Annotated in this window: 14 protein-coding genes; 6 read left to right on the forward strand and 8 right to left on the reverse strand. The window is 64.1% G+C overall.

Annotation, left to right across the window (positions count from 1 at the left end; translation table 11 throughout):
* Nucleotides 1-7 precede the first annotated feature (7 nt).
* The 4 genes from recF to rpsT form a co-directional block, all read right to left on the reverse strand.
* Entirely contained in the window at nt 8-1,144 is a 1,137-nt protein-coding gene (recF, locus tag IVA88_RS05490; RefSeq protein WP_247496256.1) for a DNA replication/repair protein RecF, read from the reverse strand.
* Between the two features lie 141 nt (nt 1,145-1,285).
* Complete coding sequence (gene dnaN, locus IVA88_RS05495) at nt 1,286-2,404, reverse strand: DNA polymerase III subunit beta (RefSeq protein WP_106943766.1); 1,119 nt, start codon at nt 2,402-2,404, stop codon at nt 1,286-1,288.
* 304 nt (nt 2,405-2,708) lie between these two features.
* Complete coding sequence (dnaA, locus tag IVA88_RS05500) at nt 2,709-4,121, reverse strand: chromosomal replication initiator protein DnaA (protein WP_247496257.1); 1,413 nt, start codon at nt 4,119-4,121, stop codon at nt 2,709-2,711.
* Nucleotides 4,122-5,379: 1,258 nt separating this feature from the next.
* A complete protein-coding gene (gene rpsT / locus IVA88_RS05505; RefSeq protein WP_007598259.1) occupies nt 5,380-5,646 on the reverse strand; it encodes a 30S ribosomal protein S20 in 267 nt (88 codons plus the stop codon).
* A gap of 402 nt (nt 5,647-6,048) precedes the next feature.
* Between rpsT and IVA88_RS05510 the strand changes: the two genes are divergently transcribed.
* The 3 genes from IVA88_RS05510 (at nt 6,049) to IVA88_RS05520 (ending at nt 8,116) form a co-directional block, all read left to right on the forward strand.
* Complete coding sequence (locus IVA88_RS05510) at nt 6,049-6,366, forward strand: hypothetical protein (protein WP_247351545.1); 318 nt, start codon at nt 6,049-6,051, stop codon at nt 6,364-6,366.
* 201 nt (nt 6,367-6,567) lie between these two features.
* Entirely contained in the window at nt 6,568-7,224 is a 657-nt protein-coding gene (msrA, locus tag IVA88_RS05515; protein WP_247496258.1) for a peptide-methionine (S)-S-oxide reductase MsrA, read from the forward strand.
* A 145-nt stretch (nt 7,225-7,369) separates the two neighbouring features.
* Nucleotides 7,370-8,116, forward strand: a complete 747-nt coding sequence (locus IVA88_RS05520) for a polysaccharide biosynthesis/export family protein (RefSeq protein ID WP_247496259.1) — start codon at nt 7,370-7,372, stop codon at nt 8,114-8,116.
* 1 nt (nt 8,117) lies between these two features.
* Here the strand turns inward: IVA88_RS05520 and IVA88_RS05525 are convergent, their stop codons facing one another.
* The 4 genes from IVA88_RS05525 to IVA88_RS05540 form a co-directional block, all read right to left on the reverse strand.
* A complete protein-coding gene (locus IVA88_RS05525) occupies nt 8,118-8,600 on the reverse strand; it encodes a hypothetical protein (protein WP_247496260.1) in 483 nt (160 codons plus the stop codon).
* A gap of 143 nt (nt 8,601-8,743) precedes the next feature.
* Nucleotides 8,744-9,415, reverse strand: a complete 672-nt coding sequence (locus IVA88_RS05530; protein ID WP_247496261.1) for a dienelactone hydrolase family protein — start codon at nt 9,413-9,415, stop codon at nt 8,744-8,746.
* Between the two features lie 165 nt (nt 9,416-9,580).
* Nucleotides 9,581-9,922: a hypothetical protein gene (locus tag IVA88_RS05535; protein WP_247496262.1), complete on the reverse strand. Its 342-nt coding sequence runs from the start codon at nt 9,920-9,922 to the stop codon at nt 9,581-9,583.
* 24 nt (nt 9,923-9,946) lie between these two features.
* Nucleotides 9,947-10,711, reverse strand: coding sequence for an alpha/beta fold hydrolase (locus IVA88_RS05540; RefSeq protein WP_247496263.1), 765 nt, complete (start codon nt 10,709-10,711; stop codon nt 9,947-9,949).
* A gap of 302 nt (nt 10,712-11,013) precedes the next feature.
* Here IVA88_RS05540 and IVA88_RS05545 point away from each other — a divergent pair, with 302 nt between their 5' ends.
* The 3 genes from IVA88_RS05545 to IVA88_RS05555 all read left to right on the forward strand — a co-directional run bounded on the left by IVA88_RS05545 (nt 11,014) and on the right by IVA88_RS05555 (nt 15,144).
* The gene (locus IVA88_RS05545; protein WP_247496264.1) at nt 11,014-11,505 is read left to right on the forward strand and encodes a (2Fe-2S)-binding protein; all 492 of its coding nucleotides are present in this window, start codon (nt 11,014-11,016) and stop codon (nt 11,503-11,505) included.
* The gene (locus tag IVA88_RS05550) at nt 11,502-13,784 is read left to right on the forward strand and encodes a molybdopterin cofactor-binding domain-containing protein (RefSeq protein ID WP_247496267.1); all 2,283 of its coding nucleotides are present in this window, start codon (nt 11,502-11,504) and stop codon (nt 13,782-13,784) included. Before IVA88_RS05545 ends, IVA88_RS05550 begins: the two co-directional genes overlap by 4 nt.
* Nucleotides 13,785-14,049: 265 nt before the next feature.
* Complete coding sequence (locus IVA88_RS05555; RefSeq protein WP_247496268.1) at nt 14,050-15,144, forward strand: HD domain-containing phosphohydrolase; 1,095 nt, start codon at nt 14,050-14,052, stop codon at nt 15,142-15,144.
* Nucleotides 15,145-15,331: the final 187 nt, after the last annotated feature.

Raw genomic sequence — 15,331 nt, forward strand, 5'->3', positions numbered from 1 at the left:
GGCGTGACTACCGCCGGGCCGATACCTGTCCGCTTTCGACGTCAAAGATTTCGCCCTCCGTGCCGATCTCGGCGAAGGCGGCCGGATCTGCGCCGGTCAGCCACACTTGGGCACCGAGCTTGCGCAGCTCGTCAAAAAGCGCCGCGCGCCTGTTAGGATCGAGATGCGCGACGACCTCGTCGAGCAGCAGCAACGGCACGATGCCGGTCATCTCGGCGACCAGGCTCGCATGTGCCAGCACCAGCCCGATCAGCAACGCCTTCTGCTCGCCCGTCGAGGCATCGCGCGCCGGCATGCTTTTCGGCGCGTAGATCACCTGAAGATCGGTGAGGTGCGGACCATCCGTGGTGCGGCCGGCGATGGCGTCGCGCGGCCGGTTGTCGCGCAGGATCTGGCGGTAGCGGTCCTCGACCGACGTCGCGGTCTCGTTGAGGAGCGCGTTCTCCATCCAGCCGTCGAGCGCGATCTGCGCCGATGGAAAGGCCGAGGCCTGCGCACGTGCATTCAACATGCCGGTCAGCCTCGCCGCGGTCTGGCCGCGGGTTGCGGCGACCGCAACCGCAAGCTCCGCGGTCTCGCGTTCGATCGCGTCACACCAATGGTCGTCGTAATTGCGCGTCTCGAGCAGGCGGTTGCGCGAGCGCAGGGAGCGTTCGAGCGCGGAGATGCGGCTGGAATGGTCGCTGTCGATGGCGAGCACCAGGCGGTCGAAGAAGCGGCGGCGGTCGGACGCCGCTCCCATGAACAGCCCGTCCATTGCCGGCGTCAGCCACACCATGCGGATGTGGTCGCCGAACGACGCCGCCGAATTGACCGGTTCGCGGTCGATGCGGCAGCGCCGGCTGACGGCGGCGTCGGCGCGCGGCGGATCGATGCCGGTGCCGAGCGTGGCAAGGCCCAGCGCGCCCTCGACCTGTGCCGATACCGCCCAGGAGCCGTCGCCCTGGTTGTCCGCAACATCATCCAGCGTCGCGCGCCGCAGGCCGCGTCCCGGCGACAGGAACGAGATCGCCTCGATGCAATTGGTCTTGCCCGCTCCGTTCGGCCCGACCAGCGCCACCATGTCAGCCGTCACCTCGAGCCCCGCCGCCCGGTAATTACGAAAATGCGTCAGCGTCAGGCGATGGATACGGGAAGGGGTCATTTTAGCTCGTCAATGCCGACACCTACGGTCTTGGTCTCTCAAGACGTAGATGGCCGGGACATAGGCTAGCGAAGCGACGCCGTCCTTAGGACGGCTACGCCCGGCCATGACGCATGTAGTCAATATGGATGCCGGAAGGCCTCACACCCGCATCGGCATCAGCACGTACAGTGCGCTCTTGTCGTCGCGGTCTTGCACCAGGGTGGGCGAGCCGGGGTCGGCGAGCCGGAGGGTTGCGACGTCGCCTTCGATCTGGGCGGCGATGTCGAGCAGATAGCGGGAGTTGAAGCCGATATCGAGGGCGTCGGAAGCGTATTCGACTTCGAGCTCTTCGGTCGCGCTGCCGGAATCCGGATTGGTCACCGACAGCACCAGCTTGCCCGGCGACAGCGACAGTTTCACGGCCCGCCCGCGCTCGCTGGAAATCGTCGAGACGCGGTCGACCGCGTTCTCGAAATCCTTCTTGTCTACGACGAGCTCCTTGTCGTTGCCTTGCGGAATGACGCGGCCGTAGTCGGGGAAGGTGCCGTCGATCAGCTTGGAGGTCAGCACCACATTGCCGATGGTGAAACGGATCTTGGCCTGCGACAGCTCGATCGTGACCTCGGCCTCGTTGTCCTCGATCAGGCGCTGCACCTCGCCGACCGTCTTGCGGGGCACGATCACGCCGGGCATGCCTTCGGCGCCCTTGGGCTGGACCAGATCGAGCTGGGCGAGGCGGTGGCCGTCGGTAGCGACGCCGCGCAGGGTCGCGGCCTTGGCGGAGCCTGCGGCATGCAGATAGATGCCGTTGAGGTAATAGCGGGTCTCTTCCGTGGAGATCGCGAACTGGGTACGGTCGATCAGCCGCTTGACGTCCTTGGCCGCGAGATTGAACGAATGCGACATGTCGCCGGCGGCCAGATCCGGAAAATCATTCTCCGGCAGCGTCTGCAGCGTGAAGCGGGAGCGGCCGGCGCGGATCGCCAGCACGGCGCGGTCGCCGTCGGCTTCGAGCACGATCTGCGAACCATCCGGCAGCTTGCGCACGATGTCGTAGAACATGTGCGCCGGCACGGTGGTGGAGCCCGCGGTGGCGGTTTCCGCCGCGAGCGTTTCCGTCACCTCGAGGTCGAGGTCGGTGGCCTTCAGCGACAATTTCGCGTTCTCGGCCCGGACCAGCACGTTGCCGAGGATCGGAATGGTGTTGCGGCGCTCGACGACGCGGTGGACGTGGCCCAGCGACTTCAGGAGTTGCGCGCGTTCGACCGTAACCTTCATTGCACTACTCGCCCGATCCCCAAGGAAACACAAATTTGGAAAAGCCGGGCGGCGGGACGCGCGCCACGGCACCGAATACCCCGGAAAGCCGGATCATCCAGCCGATATGACCAAAGCCGTCTGGGTCGCGCAAGGTGGCGCGGAAAGCCATCCGTTTCAAGGGATTGCGCGATGGTTCCCCACGATTTACAGGCAAAAACGCAGGCCGCCGCCCCAGGCAGACGAAGGCCGCCGCCCAAGGTGACCAAGACCGCCGCCGAGGCATGGCCGGGGCGGCGGGAGGGAAGGGGAAAGACCTAGGCGTTTATTCCTGAAGCTGACGCTTCAGCGATTCGACCTCGTCCGACAGCGCCGTGTCCTTGGAGACCAGGGCTTCGATCTTGCGCACGGCGTGCAGCACCGTGGTGTGGTCGCGCCCGCCGAAGCGGCGACCGATTTCCGGCAACGATCGCAGGGTCAGCGTCTTGGCGAGATACATCGCCACCTGGCGCGGACGGACCACGTTGGCGGTCCGGCGCGAGGACAAGAGGTCGGAGCGGCTGACATTATACTGCCGCGCCACCACGCGCTGGATGTCCTCGATCTTGATCCGCTTCGGCTCCTGCGGTCGGATCAGGTCGCGCACCTCGTGCTCCGCCATTTCCAGCGTCACCGGCCGGTTGTTGAGTTTCGAGTGCGCGAGCAGGCGGTTGATCGCGCCTTCGAGGTCCCTGCCGTTATGGGTGATGGCGCGGGCCAGATAGGTCAGCACCTCCTCGGGCACTTCGAACGTCGCGTGATGGGCGCGGGCCGCCGCGACGCGCGACTTGAGAATGCCGTGCCGCAGCTCCTCGCCGAGCGAGGCCATCTCGACCACGAGGCCGCCGGCCAGCCGCGAGCGCACCCGATCGTCGAGGCTTTCGAGATCGGACGGCGGACGGTCGGCCGCGATCACCACCTGGCGGCCGGCATCGATCAGCGCGTTCAGCGTGTGACAGAACTCGGCCTGGGTGGACTTGCCCTGCAGGAACTGGAGATCGTCGATCACGAGCACATCGATCCCGCGCAGCGCTTCCTTGAAGGCGAGCGCCGTCTGCGTCTTCAGCGCGGCGACGAAGCCGTACATGAATTTTTCGGCGGTGAGATAAAGCACCTTGCGCTCGTTGCCGGAATTTCCGGACCAGGTCACCGCCTGCAAGAGATGCGTCTTGCCGAGGCCGACGCCGGCATGGATGTAAAGCGGGTTGAACATGACAGGGTCGCCGCGACGCCCTTCAGCGACTTGACGTGCCGCCGCATGCGCCAGCGTATTGGAGCGGCCAACGACGAAGCTCGCGAAAGTCAGGCGCGGATCGAGCGGCGAGCCGCCGAGCGCATCGTGATTGGCCGAGACCGGCGCGGTCGCGGTCGAGCGCAGCTCCGGCGCGGGCGAGCGGCGTGCTTCGACCGGCGCGGGCGCTTCCTTCTGCTGAACGACCGGACGCACGGCCGAGCGAACGGTGAGATCGATACGATGCACTTCGGGCATCTCGGCCTGCCAGCACGACAGCACGCGCTCGGCGTAATGCGCCTGAATCCAGCTCTTCAGGAAGCGCGTAGGAACCGAGAGACGCACGCTCTCCTCCTGCACGCCTTCCAGGTCCATGCGCGCGAACCAGCTCGTATAGACGTCTTCGCCTACGTTCGTGCGCAGCCGACTCTTCACGCGTGACCAGCGATCTTGTTCCGATGTGTTCATCGTTAAAAAACTTCTCTTGAGAGATAAGGTTGCGTTGCGAACGCCATGCGGGGTTCCCCGTCATGGCGGGACCTCAAGCGAGTCCATCGTCGGGCACAGCTCGACCGTCCGGCGCGAATGCCGCGAGGTCAGATCAGCGATGTCGGAGATGGAGAGTTCGCGAGGTCAGCGCGTACTCGGCGCGCTCTCACACGAGGGAGGCTGGACGCGGGACGGATCGGAGACGGCATCGTCGAATGATGGAATCTGTGTCAACACCGCGTTGAATCCGTAGGACATGATACCTCCCCGTCCTGCCGTGATCGCTCACGGCAAGGTCCTGCCTGAAAAACAACCGCATCTGAATTTGCTTCAGCCGCGGATGTGCCGTCTGTACTAGTCGTCCGCTCGGCTTCGCCATCCTGCGCGTCGGAGTAGCGTCAAGGTGTCTCTCATTTGCGTTGGACGCGAGCGGGAAGATCCCGCTTGGAGACATTCAGACAAAAAGCTACCATTCCCATATTGCTATGGGTTTCGAACCGACATCACTGGGTTAAGCGTCGCCTACGTGCACACCGCCGCCGATTTGCACGCTCGCCCCGTTTCCGATACCGCGCTGGTCTCAAGATCGTGGGCGCCGCTGACGCCTTAAGGAATACACTATGCGGAAAGACTCGCAACGGAATTGATTCACACTTGAGGCATCAAAAAACTTGATCTGCGTTAACGCCGCGCGCGACTTGTGCACAGGCTTCAGAGCAAGGTTTTGGATTCGTGCACAGAATCGAAAGAGCCGCGCCTTGTGTGACAATTCTCAGCCACTGCCAAAAATTTTTTACAAAAGCGTCACGCGCCAGAGGCGCGGGCGATTTTTCCAAACGCTTGGCGTCACTATGTCGATAAGTGATTAGCGAGACATCGTTTTTTGAGTCTCGTTTCACAGGGTAACTCCACCGTGTGTCGCGCTCCGGGGAAACTACGGTGTGCAGAACTCCCAGGCACGCGAATTCAACTTGAGCCCGCCTCGCAACGGTTTTTTGCACCGCACTGGAAGTTTCCGCTGTTGCAAGTTCATCCGCAGGTAGAACTACGGAATGCATCATGGTGCGGACGCCGCAATCCTCCAGTCGAGGATCGCTCGCAGCGTAGCTGCTTGCGTGAATATGACGGGCAACAAAAAGCCCGGCGCGATGCCGGGCTGTTCGACTTGTGTGATGTGCGACCGGATCGCCCGATCGAACGAATGCTCGCTGGAGCACTCGCCAGCTTATTTGCCAGACTACTTGGCGAGCTTGGCGATCTGCGCGGTGAGCCGCGAGACTTTGCGGCTGGCATTGTTCTTGTGAATGATGTTTCGCTGCGCGGCGCGCATCAAGGCGGGCTCGGCATTCGCCAGCGCCGTCACGGCGGCGGCGCGGTCGCCGGTCTTGATGGCTTCTTCGACGTTACGCACGGCACCGCGCATCTGGGTGCGGCGCGACTTGTTGACGGCGGTGCGGCGGGCGATCTTGCGCGTCGCTTTCTTCGCGGAGGTGGTGTTGGCCATGGTCTCAATGTCCTTTGCGGGTACCGGTCGCGTCTTGGTCGGGTAGCGCCGGCTTGCTTGACCGCGTAATCGACGCTCGGATTCAGGGTGTTCGATTGCCAGGCTGTTCCCGGAACATGAGCGACAGCCTTGCGGCTGTCTCTGAGGCCAAAGAGCCTCTCAGCGCAAGGAGCCTGCAACTGCTCAAAGAACAGCGGCGGCAGGATTGCGCCCGCCGCCAGTTGGCGTCCTTATAGAGAGGGTCTTTGGCACCGTCAACGCTTTCCAGGGCCGGAAAAGCAGCCCCTTGGGGCCTGGACGAGTGCCGTAACGCCCTGAAGAGGTTGAATTTCTGCCGTCTCCCTTGTATTGGCTGGCGGTGTTCCGAGGGTCGTTCGATCGGACGATCATATAGGGTGAGGCATGATCCGCGGCTTTTTCCGACTGATTGGGCTGTTGCTGCTCGCCGGCGGGTTCATCTTCATGGTCTATGACGGCGCCCGCTGGGTGGCCGACCAGACCCTGCGGTTCACCCGCTTCGGCCAGTTCTGGAACGACATCAATCAGGGCAGCCAGACGGCATTCCGGACCTGGGTCGAGGCCAAGGCGCCCTGGCTCTGGACCTCGGTGATCCGCCTGGTGCTGGATCAGCCGGTTTTCGCCGTCCTCGGCATTCTGGGCATCCTCCTGATGATCCTGTTCCGACCGCGCAAGCCGCTGATCGGCTATTCCCGGGATTGAGCATTCAATTCCCGCGACTGAGCCGGTGCGCGGGCGGCGTAACAGGGCTGCCTCTTTGCGCGTAAAGACCTATATTCCCAACTGATCGCGAGCACGTCGCCTGAGCGCTTTGCGCATCGCCTTGACTCATCCTCTTGGCTCATCCTCTTGGATCATGGGCTTGGCCTAGGCGACGGACAGCTCATTCCCGGAGATCCGTCCATGCTGTTCATGCGCAAGACCACCGCACTGCCGAGCGCCGCGGAAGCGTTGCCGGGCCGTGCCCAAGCCATTCCGACCGCGACCACCCATTTCGTCAACGGCGCGAAGTTGCAGCCGCCTTATCCCGCCGGTCTCGAGCAGGCGGTGTTCGGGCTCGGCTGCTTCTGGGGCGCCGAGCGCAAGTTCTGGGAGCTCGGCGACGGCGTTTACGCCACCGCCGTCGGCTATGCCGGCGGCCACACGCCGAACCCGACCTATGAAGAGACCTGCTCAGGCCGCACCGGCCACACCGAAGTGGTGCTGGTCGTGTTCGATCCGAACAAGCTCTCCTACGAGAAGCTGTTGAAGACGTTCTGGGAGAGTCACAACCCGACGCAGGGCATGCGTCAGGGCAACGACGTCGGCACGCAGTATCGAAGCGCGATCTACACTTATTCAGACGCGCAGAAGAAAGCGGCCGATCAATCGAAGGCGCTCTATCAGAAGGCGCTTGCCGCAAAAGGTCTCGGCGCCATCACCACCGAGATCGCCCCCGCCGGCGAATTCTATTTTGCCGAGGACTATCATCAGCAATATCTGGCCAAGAATCCCGCCGGCTATTGCGGCCTGGGCGGCACCGGTGTGTCCTGCCCGATCGGCGTCGGTGTAAGCGCGTAGGCTAGCCGGGAAGGTGGTGCACCTCTCCCGCTTGCGGGAGAGGTGCACACTGCGCCCGTCGGGGCGCTGCATCCCCATCGCTCAACGCTTTATTAACCATAACCGGTGCATCACTGGATCTGTCTCGTTTCGAGGGATAGGTCCGGTGCCGGTTGCACGCGCGTTTCGATGGTCGATCTTGGCAACGTCCCTGGCAGCGTCCGCCGCGCTTGCCCTTGGCGGCTGCATGCAGACCGCCGGCCCTGTCGCGGTGATGCAGCCGCGCGCCGATCTCGACTCCATGGCCTATGGCCAGCCGTACTACGCGCCACAGCCGGTCGCCGCCGCCGGCAGTGGCGGCGCCATCGGGGCGCTGCGCAATTCCTTTGCCTCTTCGCCTGCACCGATGCCGGTCGGTTATGCCGCACCGATGGCGGCGCCGGTCCGCTATGATTCCTCGTACCATCTCGACGCCGGCGACAGGCTGCGCGTCGTGGTCTACGGCCAGGAAGGTCTCACCAACACCTATGCGATCGACGCCGGCGGCTCCATCACCATGCCGCTGATCGGCGGCGTGCCGGCACGCGGTCGTACCCCGGCCGGCCTTGCCGGCGAGATCGCCGCGCGCCTGCGCAACGGATACATCCGCGAGCCTTCGGTCGCCGTCGAGATCGAGGCCTATCGCCCGTTCTTCATTCTCGGCGAAGTCTCCGCGCCCGGCCAGTATCCTTACGTGCCGAACATGACGGTCGAAAGCGCGGTCGCGATCGCCGGCGGCTTCTCGCCGCGCGCCAAGCGCGACGTGGTCACCGTCACGCACACCGAAGCCGGCGGCGCCATGCGCGCCATCGTGCCGCTCGGCACGCCCTTGAGCCCCGGCGACACCGTGTTCGTCGGCGAACGCTGGTTCTAACTCACCGCCTGAAATCCAGCCGGCCGTTCGGAAAACATCCGTCAATCCGCGCTGTATCGACCAGCAGCCCGACCCATGGCCGTGTGATCACCGGGTTGGTCAGGTTGATATATTTCCCGACCAGGCGAGCCGCGCCGTCGCGCGCCGCATCGATCAGTCCGTGCCGGCGGCCATGGTCCCAGTCGAATCGTAAAAAGATGCGCTCGCCTGTGACCCGCACCTCCGCGCGTCCCTCTTTCCATGCCTCCGGCGTGTCGCCGGCGATGGTCGGATCAGCGCCGCCATTCCAGCGGCTGGCCCAGATGCCGTCGAGCGGGTCTGACTGTGCCGTGATATTTGCCCATGCCGCCGCGTTGACGTCGGCCGCATCGCCGCCAAGCTTGGCGATGGCGGCATAGTCCATGACTTCGCGATCGTTCGGCGCGGGCACGTCCATGGTGCCGAACGGATTGCGGATGACGATGTTGGTGTTGGCCTGCTGCATCACGATCTCCCGGCGTGAGTTGGCTTTGATCGGCCAGCTCTATCGCCGCGCGCCAGGATGCAGCCACCCGATTCCTGCTCTCTTCGTCATTCCGGGTCTGCGCCTTGCGGCATCCGGAACGTCAGTGGAGAGAGTTCCCGGCTCTATTTCAAATGCTTCGCGAAAAATTCCATGCTGCGCGGCCATGCGGTATCGGCGCTGGCCTTGTCGTAGCTCGGGCGCTCGTCGCAATGGAAGCCGTGCTGGGCGCCCGGATACACGAAGACTTCCACGTCCGGCCGCTTGGTCCTGATGGTCTCGACGTCGGTCAGGGGAATGCCTGCATCCCTCTCGCCAAAATGCAGCTGCGTCGGCACTTTGGGTGTCTCGTCGGCAAAGCGTACGACCGCGCCGCCATAATAACCGATCGCGGCCTTCAGGCCCGACAGCCGCGTCGCCGCGACGAAGGCGACGCTGCCGCCCAGGCAAAAACCGATAATGCCGACCGGACCGACGCTCTCCACCGCATCGATCGCCGCCTGCGTATCGCGCAGCATCGCCTCCCAATCCGGACTGGCGACGAATTTGCGCGCTTCCGCGATCTCATCAGGCGTGTAGCCCGACTGGAATCCCGGCGACGTCCGGTCGAAGATCGACGGCGCAATCGCGACATAGCCTTCTCCAGCGAGGCGATCGCAGACCGAGCGGATGTGATGATTGACCCCAAAAATCTCCTGGATCACCACCACCGCGCCCTTCGCCGTGCCCGCGGGGTCAGCGCGATAGGCACTGAGCTGGAAATTGTCGGAAGCCGTCAGTTTGATGTCTTGTCCCACGCGGGTTGTCCTTCTTGGCTGTCACGAATTCTAATCTCTCCCCTCATCCTGAGGAGCGCGCCCTTGCGCGCGTCTCGAAGGACTGAAAGGCCGAGCTGCGAGAGGCGGGCCTGCATGGTTCGAGACGCGCGCAAGCGGCGCGCTCCTCACCATGAGGAGAATCACCTACTCCCACATCCAGTTCTCGCCGTAGTCCTCCTTCCATCCTGCCAACCGTCCGTGACGGAACTGCAGGAACAGCCGGTGACGGTAGGAGATCAATCTGCTGCCGCCAATGTTGCGGAGCGCGAGATAGATCTCGTTGCCGGGACGCCCGCGGACATACTGCAGCGATTGCCCCAGGGCGCGCGCTGTCTGCTCGGCGTCCATGCCGAATGCCAGCGGCGTATTGTTCGACAATGTCGCGACGAACGGCAGGCGCGGCGGTGGCCCACCGAACGGTTCGGCCTGCGCAGATGCAGATATCGACAGCAACATCGCGCCCGCAGCCAACATCGCTCGCTTCATTGCCTCTGTTCCTGTCCGATCATCCTATTCCGGCAAGTTCTTCAGGAAAGGCAGCACCGCGTCAACAAAAGCCTGCGGCTGATCGATGTTGACGGCGTGTCCTGCCGCCGGGATCACGATCTTTTGTGCGCCGGGAATTTTCGCGGCCATGTAATCGGACGCGGCGAGGAACGGTGTGTCGTCGGCGCCGACCACGATCAGGCTGGGCACCTTGATCTCCGGCAGCAGCTCGATCACTTTCGCATCGCGCTGGGTCAGCATGCCGCGTGCGGCAAGCGCCAACCCGTTGGCATTGCGATGGCTCGCATTGGCGCGCTCTCGCGTCGCTCCCTTCAACACGTCGAGACCTTCGCGGTCGAATTTGTCGGCGGTGGCGAGCGCCCGCGCGTTCCAGGCTTCGCGCGCGTCGTCTTTCTTGAAGCCCGGGCCGGTGTCGATGATCAGCAGCGCGCGGACCCGTTTTGGATGCGCGCGAGCGAACGCCAGCGACATGTAGCCCCCGAGTGACAGCCCGCCGATGATGGCGCGCTCGGTGCCAACCGCGTCGAGGACCGTCGCCATGTCGCCGACCGTGAGCGCTTCGCTGTATGCGGCCGGATCGTCGGGATAGTCAGACTGGCCGTGACCGCGCATGTCCCACAAGATCAGCTTGTGATCCCTGGCAAGCGCCTCGACCTGCCCGTGCCACATCGCCGAGGTCGAGGAATAGCCGTGGGTGAGCAGCAGCGGCGGACCTTCGCCATGAACCTCGTAATAGATTCCGACGCCGTCCCGATCGATCCTTGGCATTGCATCCACCGTATCTTGTTTCTTCGCCTATCCTAACGCGCCGGGTTACTCGGAGGAAACCGCCGTGCCGCGATGGTCTGCATATTCGGCGTGCACTCTGTTGCGTTCAGTCGCTGCAGCAATGCCTTCTCGCAACGCACAAGATGTGCGCGCCGCGTTTGTTTCGATCGATTCCAGATTGCATTTGCCTCCGCGCCTGAACCCGATCATTCTTGCGATCAAGGCTGGCGCCGGCCCGGTGGGCGTCCGCTACCCAAGTCGCCGCCGTAAGCGGCTTCATGCACCGGCAGGGGAAGACGCCTATGCCAAATCTCACCATCAACGGGCGGAGTATGTCCGTGGATGCGGCGAACGACACGCCGCTCCTCTGGGCGATCCGCGAGCAATTGCAGATGACCGGCACCAAGTTCGGCTGCGGTGCCGGGCTGTGCGGTGCCTGCACCGTGCACGTCAACGGCGAGGCCGTGCGGTCGTGCCAGACCATGGTCGGCGATGTCGCCGGCAAGAAGATCACCACCATCGAAGGCCTCGCCGCCAAGGGCGACCATCCCTTGCAGAAGGCCTGGATCGCCGAGCAGGTGCCGCAATGCGGCTACTGCCAGTCCGGGCAGATCATGCAGGCGGCGTCGCTGCTGGCGAAGAACCCCAATCCGACCAAGGAAGAGGTCGTGGCGCATATGGACGGCAATCTCTGCCGCTGCATGACCTATTCGCGGATCCAGAAGGCAATCATGCGCGCCGCAACCGAGATGCGCACCGCATCCGCCTCCGGCAACGAACGGAGGCCCACATGAACAAGCACATCAAGACCGTCAAAGCGGAAACGACTGATCTCAGCCGCCGCTCCTTCCTCGTCGGCACGGCGGCAACCGGCCTCGTGCTCGGTTATGCTGGCGTGCCGGGCATCGGCGAGGCGCTTGCCGCGCCTGCGAATTTCGAGCCCAGCGTCTGGTACGCGATCGCGCCCGATGGTCTCGTCACCGTCACCTGCGGCAAGGCAGATATGGGCCAGCATATCGCCTCCACCATGGCGCAGATCGTGGCCGAAGAGCTGGGCGCGAAATGGAGCGACATGCGCGTCGCACTCGCCTCCAACGATCCCAAGTTCAACGACCCCGTGCTGGGTGCGCAGATCACCGGCGGCAGCTGGTCGACCATGATGAACTTCGACGCGATGAGCCGCGCCGGCGCCGCCGGACGGATGGCGTTGGCGGATGGCGCGGCCGCCGCGATGGGCGTGCCGGCGTCGGAGCTCGTGGTGCGCGATTCCGTGATCTCGCATCCGAAGTCGAAGAAGTCGATGTCGTTCGCCGAGATCGTCAAGAGCGGCAAGGCGACAAAAACCTTCACGCCGGACGAACTCAAGGCGATCAAGCTGAAGACGCCGGATCAGTACACCATGATCGGCGTGTCGGTGCCGCAGCTCGATATCCCCTCCAAGACCAATGGCACGGCCAAATACGGCATCGACGTGATGCTGCCGGGCATGGCCTATGGCGCGGTGGTCACGCCGCCGGTGCGCTTCGGCGCCACGGTGAAATCGGTCGACGACAGTGCCGCCAGGAAGGTGCCGGGCTTCATCAAGGCCATCACCCTCGACGACAAGACCGGAACAACGTCCGGCTGGGTCGTCGCGGTCGCCGGCACCTATGCCAACGCCAAGAAGGCGGCGCAGGCACTGAAGATCGCCTATGACGGGGGCCCGAACGCGAAGGTGTCGAGCCAGTCGTTGCTAGACGAGGCCAAGCGGCTTCAGAAGCTGGAGGATTCCGGACAGTTCTTTGTCAAAGACGGCGATCCCGCGGCGGCGTTCGGCACGGCGGCCAAGGTGCTGGAGGCGGAGTACACCACCAGCATCAATATCCACGCGCCGATGGAGCCGATGAACGCCACCGCGGAGTTCAAAGGCGACATCCTGCACATCTATTCCGGCAACCAGTTCGCAACGCGCTCCGGCGCGATCGCGGCGGGTGCGGCCGGCATCGATCCAAAATTCGTCGTCATGCACCAGATGTGGCTCGGCGGCGGCTTTGGCCGCAGGCTCGATGCCGACATGATGATTCCGGCGGTGCAGGCGGCGAAGGCCATCGGCAAGCCGGTGAAGGTGATCTACACGCGCGAGAATGACATGACGATGGATTTCTCGCGTCCGCTCACCTACCAGAAGGTGAAGGCGGGCGTGGACGGCGACGGCAAGCTCGTCGCGCTCAGCCACGACGTCGTCTCGGCCTGGCCGACCCAGCGCTGGGGCATCCCTGATTTCCTGACGCCGTCGGTGGACAAGAAGGGTCCGCTCGACTCCTTCACGGTGAACGGGGCCGACTTCTTCTACACCGTGCCCAACCATTATGTGCGCGCGATCAAGAACGAGATGGCGCACAACGCCACGCCGTCCGGCCAGCTTCGCTCGGTGGCACCGGGCTGGACCTTCTGGGCGGTCGAAAGCATGATCGACGAGATCGCGACTGCGGCGGGCAAGGACCCGGCGCAGTTCCGCATCTCGCTGCTCGACGGCGCCGGCAAGAACGACGGCGGCGCGCAGCGGCTGCGCAATACGCTGCTCGCCGCGATGGGCCTTGCCGGATACGGCACCAAGCAACTGCCGAAAGGTGAGGGCATGGGCGTGGCCTGCGTCTCGTCGCAGGAACGCGCGACCGCAAGCTGGACGGCCTGCGTGGCCCATGTCGCCGTCGCGCCCTCGGGCGAGGTGACCGTGAAGAAGCTCACGGTCGCCACCGACGTCGGCACGCAAGTGCATCCCGACAACATCCGTGCCCAGGTCGAGGGTGCGGCGCTGTGGGGCCTGTCGCTGGCGATGTACGAAAAGGCGACGCTGAAGGACGGTGGCATCGAACAGACCAATTTCGACAGCTACACGCCCTTGCGGATGAGCCAGATGCCCGAGGTCGCGATCGCCGTGATCGCCAACGGCGAAAAAGCCACCGGCGTCGGCGAGCCTGCCGTGACGGTGATCGCACCCGCCATCGGCAACGCCATCTTCAACGCCTCCGGCGCCCGCGTCCGGGCCCTGCCGATCACGGCCGAAGCCGTGAAGGGCGCTATGAAGGCGTGAGGCGAGGCTGACGCTAATCGAGACCATCCGTCGGAGGGCAACCTCCGGCGGATTTTTCGTTGAATAATATCCTTGTATTTACAAGCACATCGCTACTGTGCATGGGGTTGTTTTCGAGCGTTGAATGGAACCGCTCAAGAAGGCGAATTCATTAAAATTGTCCCTGATTGCGCAGGGTTCCCTTGAGCACGCCTCTTAAGGCCCGGAGAACCTGAACCGGCTTAGGCTGACGCCAAATCCAGTCCCGTGTGCTCTTGGGGAATCCATGAACGCCTCAGCCAAAACCGCCGCCAAACGCCGGCTCCTGCTCGCCTCCGACCGGAGCGACGAGAGCACCGAGCTCGCCAGCATCCTCAAGGCGGTCGGCGACGTCGCGACGGTGACGACCCGGGAGATCCCCGAGCAGCCCTCGCGCGATCTCTCCGGCCTCGTGGTCGATATCAATCTGCGCTCGCCCGAGAGCGTGCAGCGGGTGCGCAACAAGCTGCGCGGCGATGCCTATCGCGCGATGCCGCGCCTGTTCGTGCTTGCGGACGCCCTGCATCACGGCACCATGCAAGCCTGGGCGCTGGGCGCCACCGACACCATCTCGCGGCCGCTTCAGCCCGACGCGATCCTGCAGCGCATCCGCGCAGCCTTCCCCGACACCGCTACCTATGACGCGACCGATCGCGGCAAGACACTCAACCGCGGCGTCGATGCCGCGCACGCGGTGCTGAAGAAGATGTTCGAGAAGCTGCCGCTCGGCGTGCCCCTGACCTTCGACGACGTCATCGCCGCCGAGAGCAAGATCCTGAAGGCGATCAAGCACTCCTCGCTGCGCGAGTGGCTCACCACAGTGGGCTGCCATCATGTCGGCAGCTACCGCCACTGCCTTTTCGTCACCGGTTTCGCGGTCTCCTTCGCCCAGCACCTCGGCATGCGCGAGGACGACCAGCGCCGGCTGACGCGGGCCGCGCTGCTGCACGACGTCGGCAAGGCCTTCGTTCCCTCTGCGCTGCTCGACAAGCCCGGCAAGCTCAGTGACGAGGAGATGGCCGAAGTCCGCCAGCATCCGCGCCGCGGCTATGACGCGCTCGCAGCTCAAGGCGGCTTCCCGCCGGAGATGCTCGACGTCGTGCTGCATCACCACGAATTCCTCGACGGCTCTGGCTATCCCAACAATCTCTTGTCGAACCAGATCAGCGACATCGTGCGGGTCACGACGATCGTCGACATCTACGCGGCGCTCGTGGAGAAGCGCGCCTACCGCATGCCCTTCACTCACTCGCGAGCGTTTGCGATGATGGAAGGCATGGGCGGCAAGCTGGACCAGCAGCTGTTGCAGGCGTTCCGCCCGGTGGCGCTGGGATCGTTTTGAACTCGGTGTCGTAGGGTGGGCAAAGGCGCTCTTCGCGCCGTGCCCACCATGCTCCCGCATTCGCTGCACCAATGGTGGGCACGCTACGCTTTGCCCACCCTTGTAATAGCGCGATGGTTTATTCTCGACTCGTTCCGTGAGGAATGGCCTGCCGCGGTTTGCACCCCGCGACAGGCCGCTGGCGATC

Source organism: Bradyrhizobium sp. 149 (assembly GCF_023073915.1).
Classification (GTDB): Bacteria; Pseudomonadota; Alphaproteobacteria; order Rhizobiales; family Xanthobacteraceae; genus Bradyrhizobium.

Excerpts from the sequence above, each read along its gene's own strand:
- rpsT (WP_007598259.1), bottom strand. The coding sequence starts at position 5,646 with ATGGCCAACACCACCTCCGCGAAGAAAGCGACGCGCAAGATCGCCCGC.
- IVA88_RS05525 (WP_247496260.1), bottom strand. The coding sequence starts at position 8,600 with ATGCAGCAGGCCAACACCAACATCGTCATCCGCAATCCGTTCGGCACC.
- IVA88_RS05540 (WP_247496263.1), bottom strand. The coding sequence starts at position 10,711 with ATGCCAAGGATCGATCGGGACGGCGTCGGAATCTATTACGAGGTTCAT.
- IVA88_RS05555 (WP_247496268.1), top strand. The coding sequence starts at position 14,050 with ATGAACGCCTCAGCCAAAACCGCCGCCAAACGCCGGCTCCTGCTCGCC.
- recF (WP_247496256.1), bottom strand. The coding sequence starts at position 1,144 with ATGACCCCTTCCCGTATCCATCGCCTGACGCTGACGCATTTTCGTAAT.
- dnaA (WP_247496257.1), bottom strand. The coding sequence starts at position 4,121 with ATGAACACATCGGAACAAGATCGCTGGTCACGCGTGAAGAGTCGGCTG.
- IVA88_RS05510 (WP_247351545.1), top strand. The coding sequence starts at position 6,049 with ATGATCCGCGGCTTTTTCCGACTGATTGGGCTGTTGCTGCTCGCCGGC.
- dnaN (WP_106943766.1), bottom strand. The coding sequence starts at position 2,404 with ATGAAGGTTACGGTCGAACGCGCGCAACTCCTGAAGTCGCTGGGCCAC.
- msrA (WP_247496258.1), top strand. The coding sequence starts at position 6,568 with ATGCTGTTCATGCGCAAGACCACCGCACTGCCGAGCGCCGCGGAAGCG.
- IVA88_RS05550 (WP_247496267.1), top strand. The coding sequence starts at position 11,502 with ATGAACAAGCACATCAAGACCGTCAAAGCGGAAACGACTGATCTCAGC.
- IVA88_RS05535 (WP_247496262.1), bottom strand. The coding sequence starts at position 9,922 with ATGAAGCGAGCGATGTTGGCTGCGGGCGCGATGTTGCTGTCGATATCT.
- IVA88_RS05545 (WP_247496264.1), top strand. The coding sequence starts at position 11,014 with ATGCCAAATCTCACCATCAACGGGCGGAGTATGTCCGTGGATGCGGCG.